Genomic DNA, 22349 nt, shown 5'->3' with positions numbered 1-22349 from the left:
AATTCAATAACTTAACCATGACCGTTGCGGGGCCGTGCCGCAAGCCCGCGCCCGCTTCCGGCGTGACGGCACGAGGGGCATCTTTGTCGCGGCGACGGAAAGGATGTGCGCTTGGTTGGGCCAGAACTTCGGGAAGCGGCGGTGCTGCTGGGCGCAGCGGGGTTGGTGGGGGTGCTGGCGCATCGCCTTCGCCTCAGCACGGTGCTGGGCTTTCTCCTGATCGGGCTGGTCATCGGGCCGCATGGGCTGGGCCGCTTCGTCGGCGAGGTGCCCGCACTGTCCTTCCTGGTCCTCCATGAGGCCTCGGTCCGTCTCGCGGCGGAGCTGGGCGTCGCCTTCCTTCTCTTCATGATTGGGCTGGAAATGTCGCTGGACCGGCTGTGGCGGATGCGTGCCCTGGTCTTCGGCCTGGGGGGCGCACAGGTGCTGGTGACCGGGTTGCTGGTCGCCGTAGTCGCCCGGCTGTCCGGCAATGACGCTGCCGCCGCGCTGGTGGTGGGTGCGGCACTCGCCCTTTCTTCCACCGCCATCGTCATGCAGATGCTGGCAGAGGGCGGGCGGCTGGGAACGCCGGTGGGGCGGGCCGCCTTCGGGGTGCTGCTGTTCCAGGACCTCGCCGTGGTGCCGATCCTGTTCGTGGTCGGCGTCCTCGGCGCGCAGGAGGCCAGCGGGCCGGCCGCGCTGATCCTGGGCGTGGCGGGGGCGATGGTGCGCGCGGCGATCGCCATCGTCCTCATCACGGTTGCGGGACGGCTGCTGCTGCGGCCGCTGCTGCGGCTCATCGCCGACACGGGCAGCCACGAGGCCTTCCTGGCCGTGGTGCTGCTGGCGGTGCTGGGCACGGCGGCGGCGACGGAGGCGGCGGGGCTTTCCCTGGCGCTGGGTGCCTTCTTGGCAGGGCTGCTGCTGTCCGAGACCGAGTTCCGCCACCGCGCCGAGGTGGATCTCGGCCCGTTCAAGGGGCTGCTGCTCGGCGTGTTCTTTGTCTCGGTCGGTCTCGGCCTCGACCTGGCCGCCATTCTGGAAGAACCCGTCTGGCTGCCGCTTTCCGTGCTGGGCCTCGTGGCGCTGAAGGCGCTCGTACTGCTCGCGCTGCTGCGGATCGCCGGCGAGCCGGGCGCCGTTTCGGTGGAAACGGCGGTTCTGCTGGCCCAGGGCGGCGAGTTCGCCTTCATCGTCCTGGCGCTGGCGCAGGGCAAGGAGGTGGTGCCGTCCGAAACCGCACGGTTCATGGCGCTGGTGACGGGGCTTTCCATGGCCGCCACGCCGCTCCTCGCCATGCTGGCGCGGAAGCTCGGGCGGCGGCTGGAGGTGCCAGAGGATGCGGCGCGGCCCGGCCCGGCGGAGGCGGGTTTGGCCGACCACGTCATCATCGCCGGCTATGGCCGGGTCGGCCGCGCCGTCGGCGAGATCCTGGATGCGCAGCGCATCCCGCATGTCGCGGTGGATACCAATTCGGCGCGGGTGCGACGCCTGCGGAAGGAGGGCGCGACCCCTTTCTTCGGCGATGCAGCCCAGGAGGAGATGCTGGCGCTGCTGGGCGCGGGCCGCGCCGCCGCGCTGGTGGTGACGATGGATCAGCCCGCCACCGCGCTTAAGGTGGTGCGCGCCGCGCGCGCCGCCTGGCCCCGCCTGCCCATCCACGCCCGCGTCCATGACGAGGCGCATGGCCGCACCCTGCTGGAGGCGGGGGCCAGCGCCGTCGCGCCCGAGGTAACGGAAGCCAGCCTGCAACTGGGCGAGGGGCTGCTGACGGCGCTCGGCGTGCCGGAGGCGGCGGCGCGCGCCGCCATCGCGGAGCGGCGCGACGCTGTGCGGCGGGTCCTTCTCTAGGCCCGGCCGCCCTTCACGAAGCGCCCATTCTGCATGATGCGCGCGATGCGCTCCCCCTGCCCGGCCAGCACGGACAGGTCGCGCAGCGGATCGCCGTCCAGCATCAGCAAATCGGCGAAGGCGCCGGGGGCGATGCAGCCGATCTTCCCCTCCATCCGCAGGAGCTTCGCCGCCTCCAGCGTGGCGGAGCGGATCACCTCCGGCACCGGCAGCACCTCGGCGCGGATGGCGAATTCCTCCGACTGGCGGCGATGCATGTCACCCAGGAGGTCGGTGCCAAAGGCCATGGGCAGCCCGGCCTCGCGCATCACCTCCAGCGAGCGCAGCCCGGCCAGGCGCACGTCGTCGATCTTCGCCACGCTTTCCGGCGGCAGGCCGAGCGAGGCACCCTCCTCCTTCAGCGCCTGATAAGTGACGAGGGTGGGGCAGGCCATCGCCCCGGCGGCGGCGGCTTCGCGCGCGGTGTCCGCCTGGATGAGGTTGCAATGCTCCAGCGAACGGACGCCGCTCCGCACGGCGCGGGCGATGGCGTCGTCCGTGTAGAGATGCGCGGCGACGTAGGTGCCAGCCATCGTCGCCTCCTCCACGATCGCGCGCATCTCCTCCTCAGAATACTGGAGATAGGCGATCGGGTCGGTGGGCGAGGCGACGCCGCCATTGGCCATGATCTTGATGTAGTCGGCGCCGGCCTTCAGCTCCTCTCGCGCCGCGCGGCGGCATTCTGCCACCCCGTCGGCGACGCGGCCCAGGCTGCCGAGCCGCCCCGCGAACCACGTCATCGGCCGCGTGTCGTGCCGACCGCGGAAATCGCCATGCCCGCCCGTCTGGCTCAGCGCCTTGCCGCATAGGACGAGGCGCGGCCCCTCGAACAGCCCCTCCTCCCAGGCCAGGCGCAGCCCGATCGTCGCGCCGCCCAGGTCGCGCACCGTGGTGAAGCCGCGCATCAGCATGCCGCGCATGATGCGCGCGGCGCGGTGCGCCACCAGCGCGTCGGGCAGCAGGGCGTTGGCGCCCACATTCACCAGGGTGCCGATCACGTGGACGTGACAGTCCACGAGGCCGGGCATCACCACCGCGCCCTTCAGGTCCAGCCGGTCGGCGCCCGGCGCGTGGATGGGGCGGTCCGACACCTCGCGGATGGTGTCGCCCTCGACCAGGATCGCCATCCCCTCCAGGGGACGGTCCCGGCTGCCGTCCACCAGGGCGGCGTTCTCGATCAGGATCATGGGGCGAATTGAACGTCCCAAGTGTTCCCTCGACAAGGCCGGTGCCGTCCGGCGATGGTAGGCACAGGCTTCACGAACCCGAACGGGAGACGCTGAGAATGAAACTCACCGCGCTTCGCGGCGCCCTGGCGGCCGCGCTCCTTGCCGGCAGCGCGCTGGCCGCCGCCGCCACCACCTTCACCTGGGCCACGGCCAACGACATCCTCGGCCTCGACCCGCACGCCAACAACCATGGCGTCACCAATGCGATGAAGAGCAACGTGTACGAGCCGCTGGTGCGGCGCGATGCCGACGGCTCGCTTTCCGCCGCGCTGGCGGAGCGGTGGGAGACGCCGAGCCCGACGCTGTGGCGCTTCCACCTGCGTCGTAACGTGCGCTTCCATGGTGGCGAGCCGTTCACGGCAGCCGACGTGGTGCACAGCGTCGAGCGTGTGCGCCAGAACGACATGGCCTACACCGCGCAGAGCATCGCCGCCGTGCGCGCCGTGGACGACCACACGGTGGAGATCGAGACGCGCGGCCCGAACCCGGTGCTGCTGCAGGACCTCACCCTGCTCTTCATCACCAGCAAGGCCTGGATCGAAGCGAACAACGCCTTCTCCGTGGCCCGCGCCGGGCAGCCCGGCGCCGCCACCACCTTCGTCCAGCTCAACGCCAACGGCACCGGCGCCTTCCGCGTCACCGAGCGCCTGGCCGACGAGCGCACCGTGCTTGTGCCCAACCCGAACTGGTGGGACCGCGCGGATCACGGCATCACCCGCGCGGTGTTCCGCCCCGTCGCCTCCGCCCCCACCCGCGTCGCGGCGCTGCTGAGTCGCGAGCTGGACGTGATGTACCATGTGCCGCTGCAGGACGTGCCGCGGCTGCAGAACCAGCAGGGGGTGCGCCTCGTCCAGGGGCCGACGGCGCGCACCATCTACCTCGCCATGGACGTGTCGCGGCCGGAGAGCATCGAGCAGCCGGGCACGCCCAACCCGATGCGCGACGTGCGCGTGCGCCGCGCCATGTACCAGGCGATCGACATGGAGACGATCCGCCGCGTCGTCTTGCGCAACAGCACCACCGCGACCGGCCTGCCCATCGCCCCTGCCATTGTCGGCTTCGACGCGCAGAGCAACGAGCGCCTGCCCTTCAACGTGGAGGAGGCGCGCCGCCTGCTCACCGAGGCCGGCTACCCCAACGGGTTCCGCGTGACACTGGGCTGCCCCAACAATCGCTACATCAACGACGAGGCGATCTGCCAATCCGTCGTCGCCATGCTGCAGCGCGCGGGCATCCAGGCGCGGCTGGACTCCATGCCCTTTGGCCGCTTCCTCCAGCGCGGCGCCAACAACGAATTCCAGTTCTGGATGCTGGGATGGACACCGGGCAATTTCGACATCACCAACCCGGCGCGCGAGCTGCTCGGTGAGGGCAGCTTCAACTGGGGCAAGTTCAACGATCCCCAGATGAACGAGCTGGCCACGCGCATCGGCAACACTGCCATCGGCCCCGAGCGCGATGCCCTGGCCCGGCAGTACTGGGCCCGGTTCCGCGAGCTGCTGCCCATGATTCCGCTGCACCAGGAGCCGCAGATCTTCGGCGTGCGCGACACGGTGCAGGACTTCACCCTGCGCGTGAACGAGGATCTGGAGCTTCGCAACGTGCGGATGCGCGCGCGCTGACGACACGGGCGCCGTGTTCCGATCGGGGCACGGCGCCGCATTCGCCCCGGTTTTGCCACGGGGGCCGCGAAAACACCCCGAAGACGCCGAAACCTCGCCCCGGCGCCCTCGCAACCTCCTCTCACGCGCCGCTCCATTCCGGATCACCGGCGCGGGATGAGGGAGTTCTGACATGACCGTCCGCCGCTCGCTTCTCGCCACCGCCCTGCTGCTCGGCGCGGTTCCCGCCTTCGCCCAGACCCAGGCCCCGGCTGCGGGCGCCGCCCAGGCGCCCCGCCCGGCCGTGACGCCATCCGCCACCGTCCCGGCGCCCGCGACGGCAGCGCCCCGCGCCACCGTGCCGCAGACCACCCAGACGACCGAGCAGCGCCCCGCAACGACGACAGGAAGCGCGGTCACCACCCCCGCCCCTGCCCCCGCTGCGCCGCGGGCCAACTGACACTCCGCCCCCTGGCCGGCCTTCGGCCAGGGGGCACCCTTTCGCGCCCATTGACGGCGCGCGAGGCGCCATGCGGATATCCTGGTCAAGCAGTGCAAGACCAGGGAAGGAACGCGCCGCATGGCCGACGACACGCTGATTGCCGTGAAGGAAACCATCGCCTCCACCGCCCAGGTGAACGAGGCGAAGCGCCGCGACATGGCCGAGCGCGCCGCCCGCGACCCCGAGGGTTTCTGGCGCGAGGAGATGCGGCGAATCGCCTGGATGAAGGCGCCGACCAAGATCAAGAACACCAGCTTCGAGGGCGATGTCTCCATCAAGTGGTTCGAGGACGGGGAGCTGAACGCCTCCGTCTCCTGCCTGGATCGCCACATCGAGGCTGGGCGTGGGGATCAGGTGGCGATCCTCTGGGAAGGCGACGACCCAAACAGCGACAGCAGGACCACCTACCGGGAATTGCACGCGAAGGTCTGCCAGCTCGCCAATGCCATGCGCGGCCTGGGCGTGCGGAAGGGCGACCGCGTCTGCATCTACCTGCCCATGATCGTCGAGGCGGCGGTGGCGATGCTGGCCTGCGCGCGGATCGGCGCGGTGCATTCCATCGTCTTCGGCGGCTTCTCGCCGGACAGCCTCGCCTCGCGCATCCAGGATTCCGAGTGCACCGTGCTCATCACCGCGGATGAGGGGCGGCGCGGCGGGCGCAAGGTGCCGCTGAAGACCAATGCCGACGAGGCGCTGAAGACCTGCCCCAGCATCCGGCACGTGATCGTGGCGAAGAACACCGGCACGCCGGTCGCGATGCAGGAAGGGCGCGACCACCACTGGGCCGCGCTCTGCGACAAGCAGCCCACGAGCTGCGAGCCGGAGCGGATGAACGCGGAGGATCCGCTCTTCATCCTCTACACCTCGGGCTCCACCGGGAAGCCCAAGGGGGTGCTGCACACCACGGGCGGGTACCTGGTCTGGGCCAGCTTCACCCATGACATCGTCTTCGATTACCGCCCCGGCGAGATCTACTGGTGCACCGCCGATGTGGGCTGGGTGACGGGCCACACCTACATCGTCTACGGCCCGCTCGCGAACGGCGCGACGACACTGATGTTCGAGGGCGTGCCCTCCTGGCCGGATAGCGGGCGCTTCTGGCAGGTGGTGGACAAGCACCAAGTCAACATCTTCTACACCGCCCCCACCGCGATCCGCGCCCTGATGCGCGACGGCGAGGGGCCGGTGAAGAAGCACAAGCGCACCAGCCTGCGAGTGCTGGGCAGCGTGGGCGAGCCGATCAACCCCGAGGCGTGGCTCTGGTACTATCGCGTGGTGGGCGACGAGCGCTGCCCGGTGGTGGATACGTGGTGGCAGACCGAGACGGGCGGCATCCTCATCTCGCCCCTGCCGGGCGCGGTGGCGCAGAAGCCCGGCTCCGCCACCCTGCCCCTGCCTGGTGTGCAGCCGGCGCTGGTGGACGGGGACGGCAAGCTCCTGGAAGGGGCGGCGGAGGGCAACCTCGTGATCACCGATTCCTGGCCGGGGCAGATGCGCACCGTCTATGGCGACCATGCGCGCTTCGTGCAGACCTACTTCTCCACCTTCAAGGGGATGTATTTCACCGGCGACGGCGCGCGGCGCGACGCGGATGGCTATTACTGGATCACCGGGCGCGTGGACGACGTGATCAACGTGGCCGGGCACCGCATGGGCACGGCGGAGGTGGAATCCGCCCTCGTCGCCCACCCGAAGGTGGCGGAGGCCGCGGTGGTCGGCATGCCGCACGACCTGAAGGGCCAGGGCATCTACTGCTACGTCACGCTGGTGGCGGGCGAGGAGCCGACGGAGGCGCTGCGCAAGGAACTCGTGGCCTGGGTGCGCAAGGAGATCGGTCCCATCGCCACGCCGGATGCGATCCAATGGGCACCGGGCCTGCCCAAGACCCGATCGGGCAAGATCATGCGGCGCATCCTGCGCAAGATCGCGGCCAACGAGACGGACAGCCTGGGCGACACCTCCACCCTCGCCGATCCGGCGGTGGTGGAGGAGCTGGTGGAGAACCGGGTGGGGCGCTGAGAACTCCCCACGAAATCTGCCGTGCAGATTTCGTGGGAGCCCCGTGGGCGCTGAGCTTTCGCGGGCAGCGCCCCGGGTCCTACTCCTTCTCGATTCCGGCGACGCGCACCACCTCGCCCCAGCGGCGGCGCTCCTCGGCCAGCATGCGGTCCATGTCCTCCGGCGTGCCGCCCACCGGCTCGCAGCCCCAGGAGGCGAGGCGGTTGCGCACCTCGGGGGTCTGGAGGATGCGGTCCACCTCCGTGGCGATGCGGCGGCGGATCTCGATGGGCGTGCCGCCGGGCGCGGCATAGCCCACCCAGGCCGCCGCCTCGTAGCCGGGCACGCCCGCCTCCTCCATGGTCGGCACGTCCGGCAGCAGGGAGAAGCGCTGCCGTCCGCCCACCGCCAGCGGCTTCAGCGTGCCGCGCGCGAAATCCTCCAGGAAGGCGGGCGCCTGCTCGATCACCAGCTGGATGCGCCCGGCCAGCAGGTCGGTGCGCGCCGGGGTGCCGCCGCGATACTGCACCATCTCCAGATCGAGCCCGCCGACGCGGGCGCGGAACTGCTCCACCGTCAGCCGCGACGCCATGCCGGAGGTGGCGAAGTTGATGGAGCCGGGCCGCGACCGCGCCAGCCGGATAAACTCCTCCACCGTATTGACGCCGAGGCTGGCGGGCACGGCCATGACGTAGGGGATCAGCGCGATCATGGAGACGCCGATCAGGTCGCGCTCCGGGTCATAGGGCAGGGTGCGGTAGACGAACTGGTTCACCGCCATCGGTCCTGGGCTGGCGGCGAAGAGCGTGTATCCGTCGGGCGCCGCCTTCGCCACGGCGTCGGCGCCGAGGATGCCGAAGGCCCCGGCGCGATTCTCCACCGCCACCTGCTGCCCGAGCGGCCCGGCCAGGCGCTCCGCCACCAGCCGGGCGCCGAGATCGGTGGTGCCGCCGGGCGCGAAGGGCACCACGACGCGCAACGGCCGCGTCGGCCAGTTGCCCGGCGCCTGGGCGCGGGCGAGCCCGGGCGCGAGCAGCGAAAGGGCGAGGGCGGAGCGGCGGGTCGGGCTCATTCGGCGGCCTTTGCGGTCTGGGGGAAGAAGCGGTTCGCCGGCCGGGCGAGGCCGAGATTGTCGCGCAGCGTCCGGCCTTCATACTCGGTGCGGAACAGGCCGCGCCGCTGCAGCTCCGGCACGACGAGGCGGATGAAGCGCTCCATCCCCGTCGGTACGACGGGGGCGGCGACCATGAATCCGTCGCAGGCCTCCTGGCGGAACCACTGCTCCATCTGGTCCGCGACTTCCTTCGCGCTGCCCTTGAACAGATTACCGGCCATCTGCGGCAGGATGGAGCGGTAGGCCTGGCGCACCGTCATCTTCTGCTCCAGCGCCTTGGCGACGATGGCCTTGCCGATGCCGGTCGGGCCGACATGCTCGCCGGAGAGGTCCGGGAAGGGACCGTCCAGCGGATAGTCGGACATTTTCGTGCCGGTCATCTTGGACAGGTAGTCGAGCCCCACGGCGGGCGGCACGAGGTCGTCCAGTTCGTCCGAGATGCGCTGCGCCTCTGCCGCCGTCTCGCCGACGATGATCGTCACGCCGCTCAGGATCTTCAGGCTGTCGCGGGAGCGGCCGTATTTCTCCAGCCGGTCCTTCAGGTCCTTGTAGAGAACACGCGCCCGCTCGATCGTGCCCTCGATTGCGAAGACGCAATCGGCGTGGCGGGCGGAGAGCTCCTTGCCCGTCTCCGACTGGCCGGCGGAGAAGACGACCGGATGGCCCTGCGGCGGACGCGGCGCGTTCAGCGGACCGGCCACCTTGAAGTTCTTGCCCTCGTGCTTCAGTGCCCGGACCTTGCTGGGGTCGAGGAAGCGGCCCGATGCCTTGTCCTGCGGGAAGGCGTCGTCGGCCCAGCTATCCCACAGGCCCTTCACGATCTCGGCGAACTCGAAGGCGCGCTCGTAGCGGTCGCTGCGCTCGACATGCGCGTCGTGGGAGAAGTTCAGCGCATCGCCGGGGTTGGAGGTGGTGACGAGGTTCCACCCCGCGCGCCCGCCACTGATGTGGTCGAGCGAGGCGAAGCGCCGCGCGACGTGCCACGGCTCGTCATAGGTGGTGGTGGTGGTGGCGACGAGGCCGACATGCTTCGTCACCATCGCAAGCGCGGAGAGCAGCGTCACCGGCTCGAACACGCCCGGCCGGTCGGAGGGCGAGGTGGCAGCGAAGAGATCCGGCTTGTCCATGTTCCGCACGCCATTGCCGTCGGCGAGAAAGAGCAGGTCGAGCTTGCCTTCCTCGGCGATGCGGGCGAGGCGGATGGCGTTCTCGATGTTGCTGGCCGGGCGGTCCCAGGCATCGGGATGACGCCACTCGCCGACATGGCTTCCCTGGGCATTGGCGTTGGCGGCGATGATCATCGGCATGGGCAGCGATCTTCTTCGGTCTTTCCTTGCGCCGCAGCATCCACCTCTTCTTCGCCATGGCGCAAGGCCCCGAAGCCTCGCTAGTCTCGCGACAACGAGGAGGAAAGACCATGTCCATGAACCGCCGCGCCACGTTGCTGGCCGCGCCCGCCCTGCTTCTCGCGGGCCGCGCTGGGTCGCAGGATTTCCCGACGCGTCCCATCCGCATCATCGTGCCCTACACACCGGGCGGCGTGTCCGACATCACCGCCCGCCTCATCGCCGAGCCGATGGCGGCGCAGCTTGGCCAGGCCGTGCCGGTGGAGAATCGGGCCGGCGCCGACGGGGTGATCGGCACGGACGTGGTGGCGAAGTCACCGCCAGACGGCTACGTGCTCGGCCTCGTCTCCGTGGGGCATCCGGTGAACGCGGCCTTCTATCGCCTGCCCTTCGACACGGTGCGCGACTTCACCTTCCTGACGATGACCACGCGAACGCCGCTGGTGCTGGTGACGGCGCGCGGCTTCCCCGCCAACAACCCGGCGGAGCTGGTGGAGCACGCGAAGCGCCAGGGCGCAGGGCGCGTCACCTTCGCCGGCACGGCGGGCGTCGTGCGCCTCGCCCCCGTGCTCTTCGCGCAGCGCGCGGGAGTGGAGATGACCTATGTACCCTATCGCGGCTCGACCCAGGCACATCCGGACCTGATCGCGGGGCGTACCGACATCATGTTCGACACGGTGCCCGCCGCCCTGCCTCACATCCAGGCCGGCACGTTGAAGGCGCTCGCCACCACCGGCGCGGCGCGCGCTCCGCAGCTTCCCGACGTGCCGACCATGGCCGAGGCGCTGCTGCCCGGCTTCGAGGCCTCGACCTGGGGTATGGTGATCGGCCCGGCCAGGATGCCACGCCCGGTGCTGGACCGGCTGCACGGCACGATCGTCACCGCGCTGCAGCGGCCGGAGGTGGTGGCGCGCCACCGCACCTTGGGAGCCGAGGTGGTGCACTCCACCCCGGAAGAGGCGCGCGACTTCGTGCAGTCGGAGATGGAGAAATGGGGCGCGGCGGCGCGCGCCGCCGGCATCCAGCCCGGCCAGGCGGGGTAGCCACCGGCCGCGGCGGAGGCATGATCGGCGCGTGTCCCATCGCGCGCTGATCCTCACCTTCGGGCTCGCCGGCTTCGCGGCAGCCTTCGCCACCAGGCTGACCGACCCGCTGGTGGCCGTGCTGTCGGTGGATTTCGCGGCCGATCCGGCGCGGGTGGCGCTGCTGGCCACCGCCTTCGCCCTGCCCTTCGCGCTGGTGCAGCCCGTCCTCGGCCCCGTGGCGGATGCCTGGGGCAAGCAGCGTGTGGTCCGCTTCGCCCTGGCTTTCCAGTCAGTGTTCCTGTTCGCCTCCGCCCTGGCGCCGGCCTTGCTGGTGCTGCTGGTCCTGCGCGCGCTGACCGGCATGGCGGGCGGCGGCATCTTCCCGGTCACCCTGGCCCTGTTCGGCGACCGCGTGCCCATGGCCGAGCGGCAGGTCGCCATCTCCCGCTTCCTGGCCTTCGCGATCGCCGGGCAGATAATGGGGGGCTTCGCCGCCGGGTTGCTGGAGCCGATCCTGGGCTGGCGCGGGCTGATGGCGCTGTGCGGCAGCGCCTCCGCCCTCGCGGCGCTGGTGGTGTGGCGCGACCGCGCGGCGCCGGAGGCGAGCGGCGTGCTCAGCCTGGGCGGAGCCCTGACCCGCTACCGCGCCCTGCTGTCGCATCGCCCCGCCACGCGGCTGTTCCGCGCGGTGGGGGTGGAGGGGATGCTGGTCTTCGGCGCCTTTCCCTTCTTCGCTAACCATCTCCACGAAGCCGGCATGGGCGGCACGCGGGAGGCCGGGTTCACCGTCGCCGCCTTCGGATGCGGCGGCTTCCTCTACGCCGTGCTGGCCCCGCTGCTGGTGCGGCGCCTGGGGCCGTGGCGGATGATGCGGCTGGGGGCGGGGCTCGCGGCGCTGGCCATGCTGGGCTTCGCCGGGGCGCCGGGGGCCGCGATGTTCGTGGCGGCGGGGCTGCTGCTCGGTCTCGGCTTCTTCATGCTGCACAACACGCTGCAGACCCGCGCGACGGAGGTGGCGCCGCAGGCCCGCGCCTCGGTGGTGGCGCTGCACGCCTTCCATTTCTTTCTGGGGCAGGCGGCCGGGCCGCTGCTGTATGGGGCGCTGCGCGCCACGCTGGGCGTGCCCTTCGCCCTGGCCCTCGCCGCCATCGGACTAGGCCTGCTGGGCTGGGTCATGGGACGCCCTGGAACGCCCAGCGAACCCTTGCACGGGACGTGACCGGCAGAAACAGGGCAAATCAATCCACTGCGCCGAGTCGCGCGAACGAATCGCCAACTAAGCGAATCGGATCGTTGCGACGCCGTGATCCACAAGCTGTGGGATGATCCAGACCTTCGGACCACAAGCGCGTTCCCTGAAGGTTCATGCCCCCACGGCCAGCACGGCGGCCGCGAGATCCTCGCCGGCCCATCCCACCGACTTGAACAGGGTGATCTCCTCGGGCCTGGTCCGGCCCAGATGGGTGCCCCGGCACAGATCGGCCAGTTCCGCCACCACATGCGCCTCGGCCACCACGCCCTCGGCGATAGCCTGCACCACGTCGCCGCCCTCGGCCAGCACGCCGGCGCGGGTGTCGGCGACGACAAGAGCGCGCCGCACCGCCTCCGCATCCACCTCGCGCATGCCCTTAGTGAAGGCGCCCACGAGGTCGAGATGCTGCCCGGGCTGGAGATCGCGCCCATGGATGATTGGCGCCGTGGCGAGGGTGGCGGCGCTGACGATGTCGAAGCCGCGCGGATCGGGCGTGGCTGCAGGCCGCGCCGGCACTCCATGCTTCCGCAACCCGTCGCAGAGCGAGGCCGCCTGCTCGGGCCGGCGGGACCAGATCGCGACCTCGTCCAGCTTCCAATGCTCGTGATGCGCCTCGGCCAGCGCGGCGGCGACCTTGCCGGCACCGAGCACCAGCAGGCGCCGCGAATCCGGCCGCGCGAGAAACGATGCGGCTAAGACAGAGGCGGCGGCGGTGCGCCGGTCGGTCAACTCGCCGCCATCCAGCAGGGCCAACGGCACGCCCGTCACCGCGTCGGAGAGCAGGTACTCGGCATGGACGGCGGGCAGGCCGCGCGCTGCGTTGCCCGGCGCGACATGGACGATCTTGACCCCCGAATGAGTCGCGTTGAGCGCGGGCATCAGCAGCAAGGTTCCGCCTTCGGGCAGGGCGTGGCGGTGGCGCAGCGGCGCGGTGCACCCGTCGTGGAACATGGCGCGCAATGCGGCAACAAGCCTTGGCCAAGGCAGCGCGGCGGCCACCGCCGCCTTGTCCAGTTGCCGCAAGAGCGAGCCTCCCCCATTGCGTGATTGATCGGGAATCCTTCATAGCGCAGCATCGTCCAGCCGACGAACCGGTCCCGCCGGGGGCCCGGAACCAAGCATTTTGGGGAGACTTCGAACGTGACGACGCCCAAGCGGCATATTCTCGCCGGCGCATTCGGCGCCGCCGCCATTCTGGCCACCGCCCTTCCCGCCGTCGCGCAGCAGCGCCCGGCGCAGCAGCCCGCCGCCCCCGCGGCGCAGGCCCAGCCCGCCCCGGCCGCGCAGCCCCAGCAGCAGGCCACGGCCCCCAGCGGCTCCACCATTGACGCGATCCGCGCCCGCGGCACGCTGGTCTGCGGCGTGACCACCGGCCTCGCCGGCTTCGCGGCGCCGAACAGCCAAGGCGTCTGGGCCGGCTTCGATGTGGATTACTGCAAGGCCGTCGCCATCGCGCTGTTCAACGACGCGAACCGCGTGCGCTACGTGCCCACCACCGCGCAGAATCGCTTCACGGCGCTGCAGTCGGGCGAGGTGGACATGCTCGCGCGCAACACGACCTGGACGCTGTCGCGCGACACCTCGCTGGGCTTCGATTTCGGCGGCATCAACTTCTTCGACGGCCAGGGCTTCATGGTGAAGCGCGCGCTGAACGTGCAGAACGCCCGCCAGCTGGATGGCGCGACGGTCTGCGTGCAGCCCGGCACCACGACCGAGCAGAACCTAGCCGACTGGGCCCGCGGCGCCCGCATCCAGATCCGCCCCGTCGTGATCGAGCGGCTGGAGGACAACGTGGCCGCCTATATCGCCGGCCGCTGCGACGCCTACACCACGGACGTGTCCGGCCTCGCCTCCACGCGCGCCGTGCAGCAGAACCCCAATGACCACGTCATCCTGCCCGACGTGATCTCCAAGGAGCCGCTGGGCCCGCTCGTGCGCCATGGCGACCAGCGCTTCGCCGACCTCGTGCGCTGGGTGCATTTCGGCCTTGTCGCCGCCGAGGAGTTCGGTGTGACCTCCCAGAACGTGCAGGAGATGGCGCAGAACGACCCGCGCCCCGAGGTGCAGCGCATGCTGGGCCGCACCGGCGGGCTGGGCCAGATGCTCGGCGTGGACAATCTGTGGATGATCAACATCATCCGCACCCTCGGCAATTATGGTGAGATGTTCGAGCGCAACCTGACGCCGATCGGCCTGCAGCGCGGCCCGAACGCGCTGTGGACCACGCCGGGCGGCCTCCAGTACGCGCCTCCCTTCCGGTGAGGCGAACGACGCGGTCCGGCCCTTTCCGGGCCGCGTCACTTTCTTCCGAGGGCGAATACGCCCCGGCGACGTGAACAGGGATAAGGCTTTCCATGTCCGACGTACCCGCCGACCCGCGCTACGCGCGACAGGCGCCCCGCCGCCCCCTGCGCCTGTCCTGGTCGGATGAGCGCGTCCGCAACATCGTCTGGCAGGCGCTGGTGGTGGGCGGGGTGCTGGCGGTGTTCTACTGGCTCTACCGCAACACCTCCTACAATCTGGAGGTCCGGCGCATCGCCACCGGCTTCGGCTTCCTGGAGCGGGAGGCGGGCCTGCCCATCGCCGAATCCCTGATCGAATACGACCCCTCGATGACCTATTTCCGCGCGCTGCTGGTCGGCGTGCTGAACACGCTCAAGGTCGCCATCGTGGGCATCGTGCTGGCGACCATCCTCGGCACGCTGCTCGGCATCGCGCGGCTGTCGCGCAACTGGCTGCTGGCACGCATCGCCGGTGCCTATGTGGAACTCGTCCGCGACCTGCCGCTGCTGCTCCAACTGCTGTTCTGGTACGCGCTGCTGCAGGCCCTGCCCGGGCCGCGCCAGGCGCTGAACCCGGTGGAAGGCGTGTTCCTCTCCAATCGCGGCCTCAAGCTCCCCTTCTTCCGCTGGGAGGACGCACATAGCTGGGCGATGATCGCCTTCGTGCTCGGCGTGGTGGGCACCTTCCTGTACCGCCGCTGGGCTCGGGCGCGGCAGATGCAGGACGGGCAGCCGCGTGCCGTTTGGCCGATCGGCGCGGCGCTGATGGGCGCCCTGCCGCTGGCGGTGTGGTGGGCGTTGGGTGCCCCCTTCCAGCCAGATATCCCCTTCCTGCGCGGCTTCAACTTCCAGGGCGGCCTGACCGTCAGCCCCGAGTTCTTCGCGCTGCTGCTCGGCCTCACCCTCTACACCGCCGGCTTCATCGCCGAGATCGTGCGCGCCGGCATCCTGGCGGTGAACCAGGGCCAGTGGGAGGCGGCGCAGGCGCTGGGCCTGCCGCGCGGGCGCGTCATGTCGCTGGTGGTGCTGCCGCAGGCGCTGCGCGTCATCATCCCGCCCATGACCAGCCAGTTCCTGAACATCACCAAGAACTCCTCCCTCGCGGTCGCCATCGGCTACCAGGACATCGTGTCCATCGCCAACACGACACTGAACCAGACCGGCCAGGCGATCGAGGGCATCGCCATCATCATGCTGGTCTACCTGACCATCTCGCTGAGCATCAGCCTCTTCATGAATTGGTACAACGCGCGCATCGCGCTGGTGGAAAGGTGACGCCGATGAGCGCGTTGTCCCTTCCCGCTTCGCTGGCCTGCGGCCAGCAGCACATTCTGACTTCGCTGGCCTTCGGCCAGCTACGTGCGGCGCGCATCGCGCTGGTGGAGCGCTGAGCCATGAGCGACGTCGCCCTCAACGAGAACATGCCCAACGACGCGCTGCCGCGCACCGCGCCGAAGCGCTTCCTCGGGCCCGCAGCCTGGGCACGGGAGAACCTGTTCAGCACCTGGTGGTCCACCGCCATCACCCTGGCGCTGGCCTACCTGCTGATCCGCTACGCCGTGTCCTTCGTGGACTGGGCCTTCGTCAACGCGATCTGGACGGTGCCCTACAACGCCGCCGGCCAGCCCGACGCCAGCGCCTGCCGCGACAACAAGGGCATCGGCGCCTGCTGGGCCATCATCGCAGACAAGCACCGCTTCATCCTCTTCGGCACCTACCCGTATGACGAGCACTGGCGGCCTTTGCTGGTCTGCATGCTCTTCGTTGGGCTCTACATCGTCTCCGCGATGCGGCGCTTCTGGAACTGGCGCCTCGCGGTGATCTGGGCGGTGACGCTGACCGCCATCGGCATCCTGATGTGGGGCGGCGTGTTCGGCCTCACCTATGTCCCGCAGGAGCGCTGGGGTGGGCTGCCCATCACGCTGATCCTCGCCACCTTCGGCCTCGCCTTCGCCTTTCCGCTGGCGATCCTGGTGGCGCTGGGACGGCGCTCGCAGCTTCCGGCCATCAAGGCGCTCTGCGTCCTCTACGTCGAGCTGATCCGCGGCGTGCCGCTGATCTCCCTGCTCTTCATGGCGAGCGTGATGTTCCCCCTCTTCCTTCCCGAGGGGATCAACATCGACAAGCTCCTGCGCGCGCAGATCGCCATCATCCTCTTCGCCGGCGCCTATCTGGCGGAGGTGGTGCGCGGCGGCCTCCAGGCCCTGCCGAAGGGCCAGTACGAGGCAGCCGACGCGCTGGGTCTGTCCTACTGGAAGAAGACCGGGCTGATCATCCTGCCGCAGGCGCTGCGCCTCGTGATCCCGCCCTTGGTGAACACCTTCATCGGCTTCTTCAAGGACACCTCCCTCGTGCTCATCATCGGCATCTTCGACCTGCTGACCGCGGGCAAGACGGCGCTGATCGAGCCGCAATGGCAAGGCTTCGGCGTGGAGGTCTACATCACGCTCGGCCTGATCTACTTCATCTTCTGCTTCGCGATGAGCCAGTATAGCGCCGGGCTCGAGGCGGAGTTCAACCGCCACCGCCGCCGCTGAGGAGACCCCGCATGTCCGCCGCCGAAACCCTCACCTCGGCCGTCAAGGCCAATGCGCCGCCCGCCATTTCGCTGGAGCGAGTGAACAAGTGGTTCGGGTCGCTGCATGTGCTGCGCGATGTCAACCTCAGCGTCGCCCATGGCGAGCGCGTCGTGGTCTGTGGCCCCTCCGGCTCGGGCAAGTCCACGCTGATCCGTTGCATCAACCGGCTGGAGGAGCACCAGGAAGGGCGCATCACCGTGGACGGCATCGAGCTGTCCGACGACCTGAAGGCGCTGGACGCGATCCGGCGCGAGGTCGGGATGGTGTTCCAGTCCTTCAACCTCTTCCCGCATCTCACCATCCTCGAGAATTGCACCCTCGCCCCGATCTGGGTTCGCAAGATGCCCAAGAAGGAGGCCGAGGCGCTGGCGATGGAGTACCTCACCCGCGTCCGCATCCCGGAGCAGGCGAACAAGTATCCGGGCCAGCTCTCGGGCGGGCAGCAGCAGCGCGTCGCCATCGCGCGCGCGCTGTGCATGCAGCCCAAGATCATGCTCTTCGACGAGCCGACCTCCGCCCTCGATCCCGAGATGATCAAGGAGGTGCTGGACACGATGGTGATGCTGGCGGACACCGGCATGACCATGATCTGCGTGACGCACGAGATGGGCTTCGCGCGCCAGGTGGCGGATCGCGTGGTGTTCATGGATCGCGGCGAGATCGTCGAGCAGGGCGTGCCCGAGACGATCTTCAACAACCCGCAGACCGAGCGCCTGAAGCTGTTCCTTTCGCAGATCCTGCGGGGGCATTGATTTTGGCGGCACGAAGGCTTGGCCTTCGTGCCCCTCAGTCGCCGGGCGCGCCGCATCCGCGGCGCTTGGCTTCGCCGCGCGTCGGATGCGCCGGCTAAATGGTTGGTCTGGCGGCGCCGGCCGCGTTGCGGCCGGACTCTCGGTCGGCGCGCAGCCCTACATCATTCCCATCTGCTGCAGGCTGACCCAGCTGCCGCTGCCCATGATGACGTGGTCATGCACCGCGATGTCGAGCACGGCCGCCGCCGCCTTCACCGAAGCCGTCATCTCGATGTCGGCGCCGCTCGGCGTCGGATCGCCGCTCGGGTAGTTGTGGACCAGGATCAACGCGGTGCTGTGCAGTTCCAGAGCGCGCTTCACCACCTCGCGCGGAGAGACCGGGGCGTGATTCACCGTGCCCCGGTGCAGCACCTCGTCGGCGATCAGGCGGTTGCGTGGGTCGAGGAACAGGACGCGGAACTGCTCCGTCCGCTCTCGCGCCAGGGCAGCGGTCAGGTATTCCATCAGCCGGTCCCAGTTGGACAGGATCGGCATCTCCATCACCTCCGCCTGGACGAGGCGCAGCGCGGCGGCATGGACCAGCTTGATCGCCGCCGCCCCGTTCACTCCCAGCGACGGCTCCCTCGCCAGATGGTCCGCCCGCGCCGCCAGCACCCGGCTGAAGGAGCCGTGGCGGTTGATCAGCGCCTTCGCGAGCGGCTTGGTGTCGCCCATGCGGAAGGCGGCATAGAGCAGCATCTCCAGCCGCTCGTAGTCGGCGAGGGAGTCGGGACCGCGATGCACCAGCTTGTCGCGCATGCGCTGGCGGTGGCCCTGCGGCCGGTGCCGGGGAAAGGGCGGCCAGGGCTGCTGGCCGGCGCGTCGGCATAGGCCTCGGGCGGAGCGAAGAGGTGCTCATCGGGCACGGCATGGCGGAAGCCTGCGCTGGCCTCGGCCACGCCCATCGGCACGGTTCCCGCGCCGTTTTGCGGATACTCCAAACCCAGCCCCCGGCTTACCCTGCCATTAGGGTAACCTTGGGTTGCGCCGGGACGTCAAGCCGCTACGCTATTCTGCGGCCTGGGCCTCGCTCACCACCCGCGGTTGCGACTGCATCCAGGCCCAGTAGAGCTCGCGCGCCCGCGTCGCCACGGGGCCGACCGGCAGGGCGCGGCCATTCATGGCGTTACAGGGCTGCACCTTGGCGTAGTTGCCGGTGGAGAAGATCTCATCCGCCGTGTCCAGCTCCTCCGGCCGCACGGCGCGCTCCTCCACGGTCATGCCGTCGGCCCGCAGGAGGCCGAGGATGCGCGAGCGGGTGATGCCGGCCAGGAAGGTGTGGTTCGCCGCCGGCGTCACCACCACGCCATCCTTCACCAGCCAGATGTTGGAGGCGGCGAACTCCGCCACATGCCCCAGCGCGTCGCAGAGCACCGCCATGTCGGCGCCGCGCTCCACTGCCCAGGCCGTGGCGCGGGCGCCATTGGGATAGAGGCAGGCCGCCTTGGCATCCGTGGGCGCCATGTCCGTCGCCGGGCGGCGGAACGGCGCCAGCATGGCGGAGAACCCGGCCCAGGCCGGGATGGGTGCCTCGTAGAGCGCCAGCAGGAAATCCGTGCTCTCCGGATCGGGCCGCGAGGCGCCCAGGCCGCGGCGGATGAAGAACATCGGCCGGATGTAGAGCGTGGCCTCCGGCCCCATGCGGCGGATGCCCTCGCGGCACAACGCCTCGATCTCCTCGGGCGTCTTGATGGGCTTCATCCCCATGACGCGGGCGGAGCGCACGGCGCGGGCGCAATGCTTGTCGAGATCCGGCGCCCAGCCGGTGATGGAGCGCGCCCCGTCGAAGATGACGGAGCCGAGCCAGAAGCAATGGTCCATCGGGCCGATGATCTTCGGCTCCTCGGTGCTCCACTGCCCATCATACCAATACACGCCGGCCATGCGCGTTCTCCTGTCCCTTGGCCCGATCCTGCCATGTCAGGCGGGTGCCTTGAAGCCCTCCGGCGCGCGTTCCGCCTCCCGAGGGGATGTTGCCGCCCCGGCCGAATGGGTCCAGTCTTGTAACTCAGTCAAAGAGGAGGGCGCGCGATGACCATCCATTTCGTCGTGCATGACGAGGGGGATTCGGTAGGGGTGGTAGTGGTCGAGGGGCTAAAGGCCTCCAACCGCATCAACGGCTGGATCATGGATCAGGACAAGATGATCGAGTTCGACGCGAAGTCGGACATCCCCATCGGCCATAAGCTGGCGATCAAGCCGATCAAGGCGGGCGAGACCATCATCAAGTACGGCGTGGATATCGGAAAGGCCGTGTCGGACATCCAGCCCGGCGAGCACCTGCACGTCCACAACGTCAAGACCAAGCGCTGGTAAGGAAAGACGCGAGCAATGGCGATTGACCTGAAGGGTTCCAGCTTCGAGGGCTGGCGCCGCGAGGACGGGCGCATGGGCGTGCGCAACCACGTCATCATCCTGCCGGTGGACGACCTGTCCAACGCGGCGGCCGAGGCGGTGGCGAACAACATCAAGGGCGCGATGGCGATCCCGCACGCCTATGGCCGCCTGCAATTCGGCGCCGACCTGGAGCTGCATTTCCGCACGCTGATCGGCACGGGCTGCAACCCCAACGTCGCCGGCGTGGTGGTGATCGGCATCGAGCCGGGCTGGACCGGCAAGATCGTCGAGGGCATCGCCGCCTCGGGCAAGCCGGTCGAGGGCTTCGCCATCGAGCAGAATGGCGACATCAACACCATCGCGAACGCCTCGCGCGCCGCCTACAAGATGGTGAAGCACGCCTCGAAGCTGAAGAAGACCAAGGCCCCGCTGGTGGAGCTGTGGGTCTCGACCAAGTGCGGTGAGAGCGACACGACCTCCGGCCTCGCGTCCTGCCCCACCGTCGGCAACGCCTTCGACAAGCTGTGGGAAGCCGGGCACACGCTGGTCTTCGGCGAGACGACGGAGCTGACGGGCGGCGAGCACCTGGTGAAGGCGCGCTGCAAGACGCCCGAGATCGCCGAGAAGTTCCAGGCGATGTTCGACCGCTATCAGCGCGTGGTCGAGACCAACAAGACCAACGATCTTTCCGAGAGCCAGCCCACCAAGGGCAACATCGAGGGTGGCCTGACCACCATCGAGGAGAAGGCGCTCGGCAACATCCAGAAGATCGGCAAGAAGTGCACCGTGGACGGCGTGCTGGACAAGGCCGAGCGTCCGGACGGGCCGGGGCTGTGGTTCATGGACTCCTCCTCCGCCGCGGCGGAGATGGTCACGCTCTGCGCCGCCTCGGGCTATGCCGTGCACTTCTTCCCGACGGGCCAGGGCAACGTGATCGGCAACCCGATCCTGCCGGTCATCAAGATCACGGCCAATCCGCGCACCCAGCGCACCATGGGCGAGCATATCGACGTGGACGTGACCGGGCTGCTGCAGAAGCGCATGAACATGGATGACGCCGGCGAGGCGCTGCTGGACTGCATGATCCGTACCGCCGATGGCGAGCTGACGGCGGCCGAGCTGCTCGGCCACCGGGAGTTCAGCCTCACGCGCCTCTACGAAAGCGCCTGAACCGGATCGGAGGGGCGCACCCGGCGCGGGTCGCCTCTCCCCCCCCTTCATGTTGCAGCGCACACTTTTTATGTTGCAGCGCACAACGAGACTCCCCACGTCACGTTCCTTCAGGGGCGCCTTCTCGCGCCGCTATTGAAAGGAACAGGCCGGTGCGCAAGCCCTTTGCCTCGCTTGACGATCTGGTTCGCCGGCACGTCGCTTCTTCCGGCCACTCCGGCCCCTCCCCCCTGTCGCGTCTTGTCGGGTTCGGCGCCAATCCGGGCGCGCTGGATGCCTATGCCTTCGTGCCGCCCGGGGCGCGCGGCCTCGTGGTCATCCTGCATGGCTGCAAGCAGGATGCGCGCGGCTATGACCGTGGCACCGGCTGGACCACCCTGGCCGAGCGTGAGGGTTTTGCCGTCCTCGCCCCCGAGCAGCGCGGCCCCAACAACCCCATGCGCTGCTTCAACTGGTTCGACCCGGAGCGCGGCGCGGCCGAGGCAGAGAGCATCGCGCAGATGGTCCGCCACCTCGTCGCCACCGAGGGGCTGGATGGGCGGCGCGTCTATGTGTCCGGGCTTTCCGCCGGCGGCGCCATGGCGAATTTCCTGCTCGCCACCCATCCGGCGCTGTTTGCAGGCGGCGCCATCCTGGCCGGGCTGCCCTTCGGCGCGGCGCGCAGCATGGAGGAGGCATTGCTGGCAATGCGCGGCGGCACCCGCCATGCGCCGCGCGAATGGGGCGACATGGTCCGCCGCGCCTCCGGCCATCGCGGCCCCTGGCCCATGATCTCCATCTGGCAGGGCGCCGCGGACACCACCGTGGCCCCGCGCAACGCCGCCGACCTCGCCGCACAGTGGCTCGACCTGCACGGCATCACCTGGGCGCCGCGCTCCAGCGTCATGGTGGATGGCGCGCGCCGCCTGCAATGGCACGACGAGGCGGGGCGACCGGCGGTGGAGGCCTGGACGCTCGAAGGGCTGGCGCATGGCGCGCCCATCGGCCCAGGGGTGGAGGAGGCGGTGCGCCGTGGCGGCGTGGCCGGTCCCTTCATCCTGGATGCGGGCATCCATTCCACCTGGCACAGCGCCGCCGCCTGGGGCCTTGCCGATCCAGAGCGGGTTATCCCCGACGCGCCAGAGGCCACGCCACGCCCGCGCGAGATGCCGCTGATGCCCGACCCGCTGGAATGGGCGCAGATGTCGCCGGAACAGGTGATCGAGCGGGCGATGCGGCTGGCGGGGCGTTAGAAGCGCCACTTGGCTGTGC

The 22349-nt window shown here is 69.7% G+C and carries 18 protein-coding genes and 1 pseudogene; 13 read left to right on the top strand and 6 right to left on the bottom strand.

Annotated features, from left to right (window positions below):
* Positions 1-111: 111 nt before the first annotated feature.
* A complete protein-coding gene (locus JTJ31_RS07150) occupies positions 112-1833 on the top strand; it encodes a cation:proton antiporter domain-containing protein (protein ID WP_207537951.1) in 1722 nt (573 codons plus the stop codon).
* Here JTJ31_RS07150 and JTJ31_RS07145 read toward each other — a convergent pair.
* Complete coding sequence (locus JTJ31_RS07145) at positions 1830-3059, bottom strand: metal-dependent hydrolase family protein (protein ID WP_207537950.1); 1230 nt, start codon at positions 3057-3059, stop codon at positions 1830-1832. The genes JTJ31_RS07150 and JTJ31_RS07145 overlap by 4 nt on opposite strands.
* A gap of 98 nt (positions 3060-3157) precedes the next feature.
* On the opposite strand from JTJ31_RS07145, the gene JTJ31_RS07140 reads away from it, so the two are divergent.
* The 3 genes from JTJ31_RS07140 (at position 3158) to acs (ending at position 7223) form a co-directional block, all read left to right on the top strand.
* The gene (locus JTJ31_RS07140) at positions 3158-4723 is read left to right on the top strand and encodes an ABC transporter substrate-binding protein (RefSeq protein ID WP_207537949.1); all 1566 of its coding nucleotides are present in this window, start codon (positions 3158-3160) and stop codon (positions 4721-4723) included.
* 172 nt (positions 4724-4895) lie between these two features.
* The gene (locus JTJ31_RS07135; RefSeq protein ID WP_207537948.1) at positions 4896-5162 is read left to right on the top strand and encodes a hypothetical protein; all 267 of its coding nucleotides are present in this window, start codon (positions 4896-4898) and stop codon (positions 5160-5162) included.
* Positions 5163-5282: 120 nt separating this feature from the next.
* A complete protein-coding gene (gene acs, locus JTJ31_RS07130) occupies positions 5283-7223 on the top strand; it encodes an acetate--CoA ligase (protein ID WP_207537947.1) in 1941 nt (646 codons plus the stop codon).
* Between the two features lie 79 nt (positions 7224-7302).
* On the opposite strand, the gene JTJ31_RS07125 is transcribed toward acs, so the two are convergent.
* Positions 7303-8274 (bottom strand): Bug family tripartite tricarboxylate transporter substrate binding protein, encoded by a 972-nt coding sequence (locus JTJ31_RS07125; RefSeq protein ID WP_207537946.1) that lies wholly within the window; start codon positions 8272-8274, stop codon positions 7303-7305.
* The gene (locus JTJ31_RS07120; RefSeq protein WP_207537945.1) at positions 8271-9623 is read right to left on the bottom strand and encodes an LLM class flavin-dependent oxidoreductase; all 1353 of its coding nucleotides are present in this window, start codon (positions 9621-9623) and stop codon (positions 8271-8273) included. The genes JTJ31_RS07125 and JTJ31_RS07120 overlap by 4 nt, the downstream gene beginning before the upstream one ends.
* A gap of 110 nt (positions 9624-9733) precedes the next feature.
* Here JTJ31_RS07120 and JTJ31_RS07115 point away from each other — a divergent pair, with 110 nt between their 5' ends.
* A complete protein-coding gene (locus tag JTJ31_RS07115; protein ID WP_207537944.1) occupies positions 9734-10705 on the top strand; it encodes a tripartite tricarboxylate transporter substrate binding protein in 972 nt (323 codons plus the stop codon).
* 13 nt (positions 10706-10718) lie between these two features.
* Positions 10719-11906: pseudogene (locus JTJ31_RS07110) on the top strand (MFS transporter); the annotation flags it as partial.
* 144 nt (positions 11907-12050) lie between these two features.
* On the opposite strand, the gene lhpI reads toward JTJ31_RS07110, so the two are convergent.
* The gene (gene lhpI / locus JTJ31_RS07105; protein WP_207537942.1) at positions 12051-12962 is read right to left on the bottom strand and encodes a bifunctional Delta(1)-pyrroline-2-carboxylate/Delta(1)-piperideine-2-carboxylate reductase; all 912 of its coding nucleotides are present in this window, start codon (positions 12960-12962) and stop codon (positions 12051-12053) included.
* A gap of 117 nt (positions 12963-13079) precedes the next feature.
* On the opposite strand from lhpI, the gene JTJ31_RS07100 reads away from it, so the two are divergent.
* From JTJ31_RS07100 to JTJ31_RS07085, 4 genes are all read left to right on the top strand, one after another.
* Complete coding sequence (locus tag JTJ31_RS07100) at positions 13080-14201, top strand: amino acid ABC transporter substrate-binding protein (protein WP_328805690.1); 1122 nt, start codon at positions 13080-13082, stop codon at positions 14199-14201.
* Positions 14202-14293: 92 nt separating this feature from the next.
* Positions 14294-15496: an amino acid ABC transporter permease gene (locus JTJ31_RS07095; protein WP_207537941.1), complete on the top strand. Its 1203-nt coding sequence runs from the start codon at positions 14294-14296 to the stop codon at positions 15494-15496.
* A 119-nt stretch (positions 15497-15615) separates the two neighbouring features.
* Positions 15616-16758: an amino acid ABC transporter permease gene (locus JTJ31_RS07090; protein ID WP_207537940.1), complete on the top strand. Its 1143-nt coding sequence runs from the start codon at positions 15616-15618 to the stop codon at positions 16756-16758.
* Between the two features lie 11 nt (positions 16759-16769).
* Entirely contained in the window at positions 16770-17552 is a 783-nt protein-coding gene (locus JTJ31_RS07085) for an amino acid ABC transporter ATP-binding protein (RefSeq protein WP_207537939.1), read from the top strand.
* A 156-nt stretch (positions 17553-17708) separates the two neighbouring features.
* Here JTJ31_RS07085 and radC read toward each other — a convergent pair whose 3' ends face one another.
* A complete protein-coding gene (gene radC / locus JTJ31_RS07080; protein WP_207537938.1) occupies positions 17709-18350 on the bottom strand; it encodes a RadC family protein in 642 nt (213 codons plus the stop codon).
* Between the two features lie 249 nt (positions 18351-18599).
* On the bottom strand, positions 18600-19475 hold the full coding sequence (locus JTJ31_RS07075) for a branched-chain amino acid aminotransferase (protein ID WP_207537937.1): 876 nt from the start codon (positions 19473-19475) through the stop codon (positions 18600-18602).
* A 147-nt stretch (positions 19476-19622) separates the two neighbouring features.
* On the opposite strand from JTJ31_RS07075, the gene JTJ31_RS07070 reads away from it, so the two are divergent.
* The 3 genes from JTJ31_RS07070 (at position 19623) to JTJ31_RS07060 (ending at position 22330) form a co-directional block, all read left to right on the top strand.
* Positions 19623-19907 carry a UxaA family hydrolase gene (locus tag JTJ31_RS07070; protein WP_207537936.1) on the top strand — a complete coding sequence of 95 codons (285 nt, stop codon included), beginning with the start codon at positions 19623-19625 and terminating at the stop codon, positions 19905-19907.
* Between the two features lie 15 nt (positions 19908-19922).
* Positions 19923-21098, top strand: coding sequence for a UxaA family hydrolase (locus JTJ31_RS07065; protein WP_236019969.1), 1176 nt, complete (start codon positions 19923-19925; stop codon positions 21096-21098).
* Between the two features lie 152 nt (positions 21099-21250).
* Entirely contained in the window at positions 21251-22330 is a 1080-nt protein-coding gene (locus tag JTJ31_RS07060) for an extracellular catalytic domain type 1 short-chain-length polyhydroxyalkanoate depolymerase (RefSeq protein WP_207537935.1), read from the top strand.
* The last annotated feature ends 19 nt before the right edge of the window (positions 22331-22349 follow it).

Source organism: Sabulicella rubraurantiaca, assembly GCF_017355885.1.
Taxonomy (GTDB): Bacteria; Pseudomonadota; Alphaproteobacteria; order Acetobacterales; family Acetobacteraceae; genus Roseococcus; species Roseococcus rubraurantiacus.
This window is presented reverse-complemented; position numbering and strand designations above follow the sequence as displayed.

What these genes read in the sequence shown, in the direction of transcription:
- JTJ31_RS07145 (WP_207537950.1), bottom strand. Translation starts at nt 3,059, where the DNA reads ATGATCCTGATCGAGAACGCCGCCCTGGTGGACGGCAGCCGGGACCGT.
- JTJ31_RS07140 (WP_207537949.1), top strand. Translation starts at nt 3,158, where the DNA reads ATGAAACTCACCGCGCTTCGCGGCGCCCTGGCGGCCGCGCTCCTTGCC.
- JTJ31_RS07135 (WP_207537948.1), top strand. Translation starts at nt 4,896, where the DNA reads ATGACCGTCCGCCGCTCGCTTCTCGCCACCGCCCTGCTGCTCGGCGCG.
- acs (WP_207537947.1), top strand. Translation starts at nt 5,283, where the DNA reads ATGGCCGACGACACGCTGATTGCCGTGAAGGAAACCATCGCCTCCACC.
- JTJ31_RS07125 (WP_207537946.1), bottom strand. Translation starts at nt 8,274, where the DNA reads ATGAGCCCGACCCGCCGCTCCGCCCTCGCCCTTTCGCTGCTCGCGCCC.
- JTJ31_RS07120 (WP_207537945.1), bottom strand. Translation starts at nt 9,623, where the DNA reads ATGCCGATGATCATCGCCGCCAACGCCAATGCCCAGGGAAGCCATGTC.
- JTJ31_RS07115 (WP_207537944.1), top strand. Translation starts at nt 9,734, where the DNA reads ATGTCCATGAACCGCCGCGCCACGTTGCTGGCCGCGCCCGCCCTGCTT.
- JTJ31_RS07095 (WP_207537941.1), top strand. Translation starts at nt 14,294, where the DNA reads ATGTCCGACGTACCCGCCGACCCGCGCTACGCGCGACAGGCGCCCCGC.
- JTJ31_RS07090 (WP_207537940.1), top strand. Translation starts at nt 15,616, where the DNA reads ATGAGCGACGTCGCCCTCAACGAGAACATGCCCAACGACGCGCTGCCG.
- JTJ31_RS07085 (WP_207537939.1), top strand. Translation starts at nt 16,770, where the DNA reads ATGTCCGCCGCCGAAACCCTCACCTCGGCCGTCAAGGCCAATGCGCCG.
- radC (WP_207537938.1), bottom strand. Translation starts at nt 18,350, where the DNA reads ATGCGCGACAAGCTGGTGCATCGCGGTCCCGACTCCCTCGCCGACTAC.
- JTJ31_RS07075 (WP_207537937.1), bottom strand. Translation starts at nt 19,475, where the DNA reads ATGGCCGGCGTGTATTGGTATGATGGGCAGTGGAGCACCGAGGAGCCG.
- JTJ31_RS07070 (WP_207537936.1), top strand. Translation starts at nt 19,623, where the DNA reads ATGACCATCCATTTCGTCGTGCATGACGAGGGGGATTCGGTAGGGGTG.
- JTJ31_RS07065 (WP_236019969.1), top strand. Translation starts at nt 19,923, where the DNA reads ATGGCGATTGACCTGAAGGGTTCCAGCTTCGAGGGCTGGCGCCGCGAG.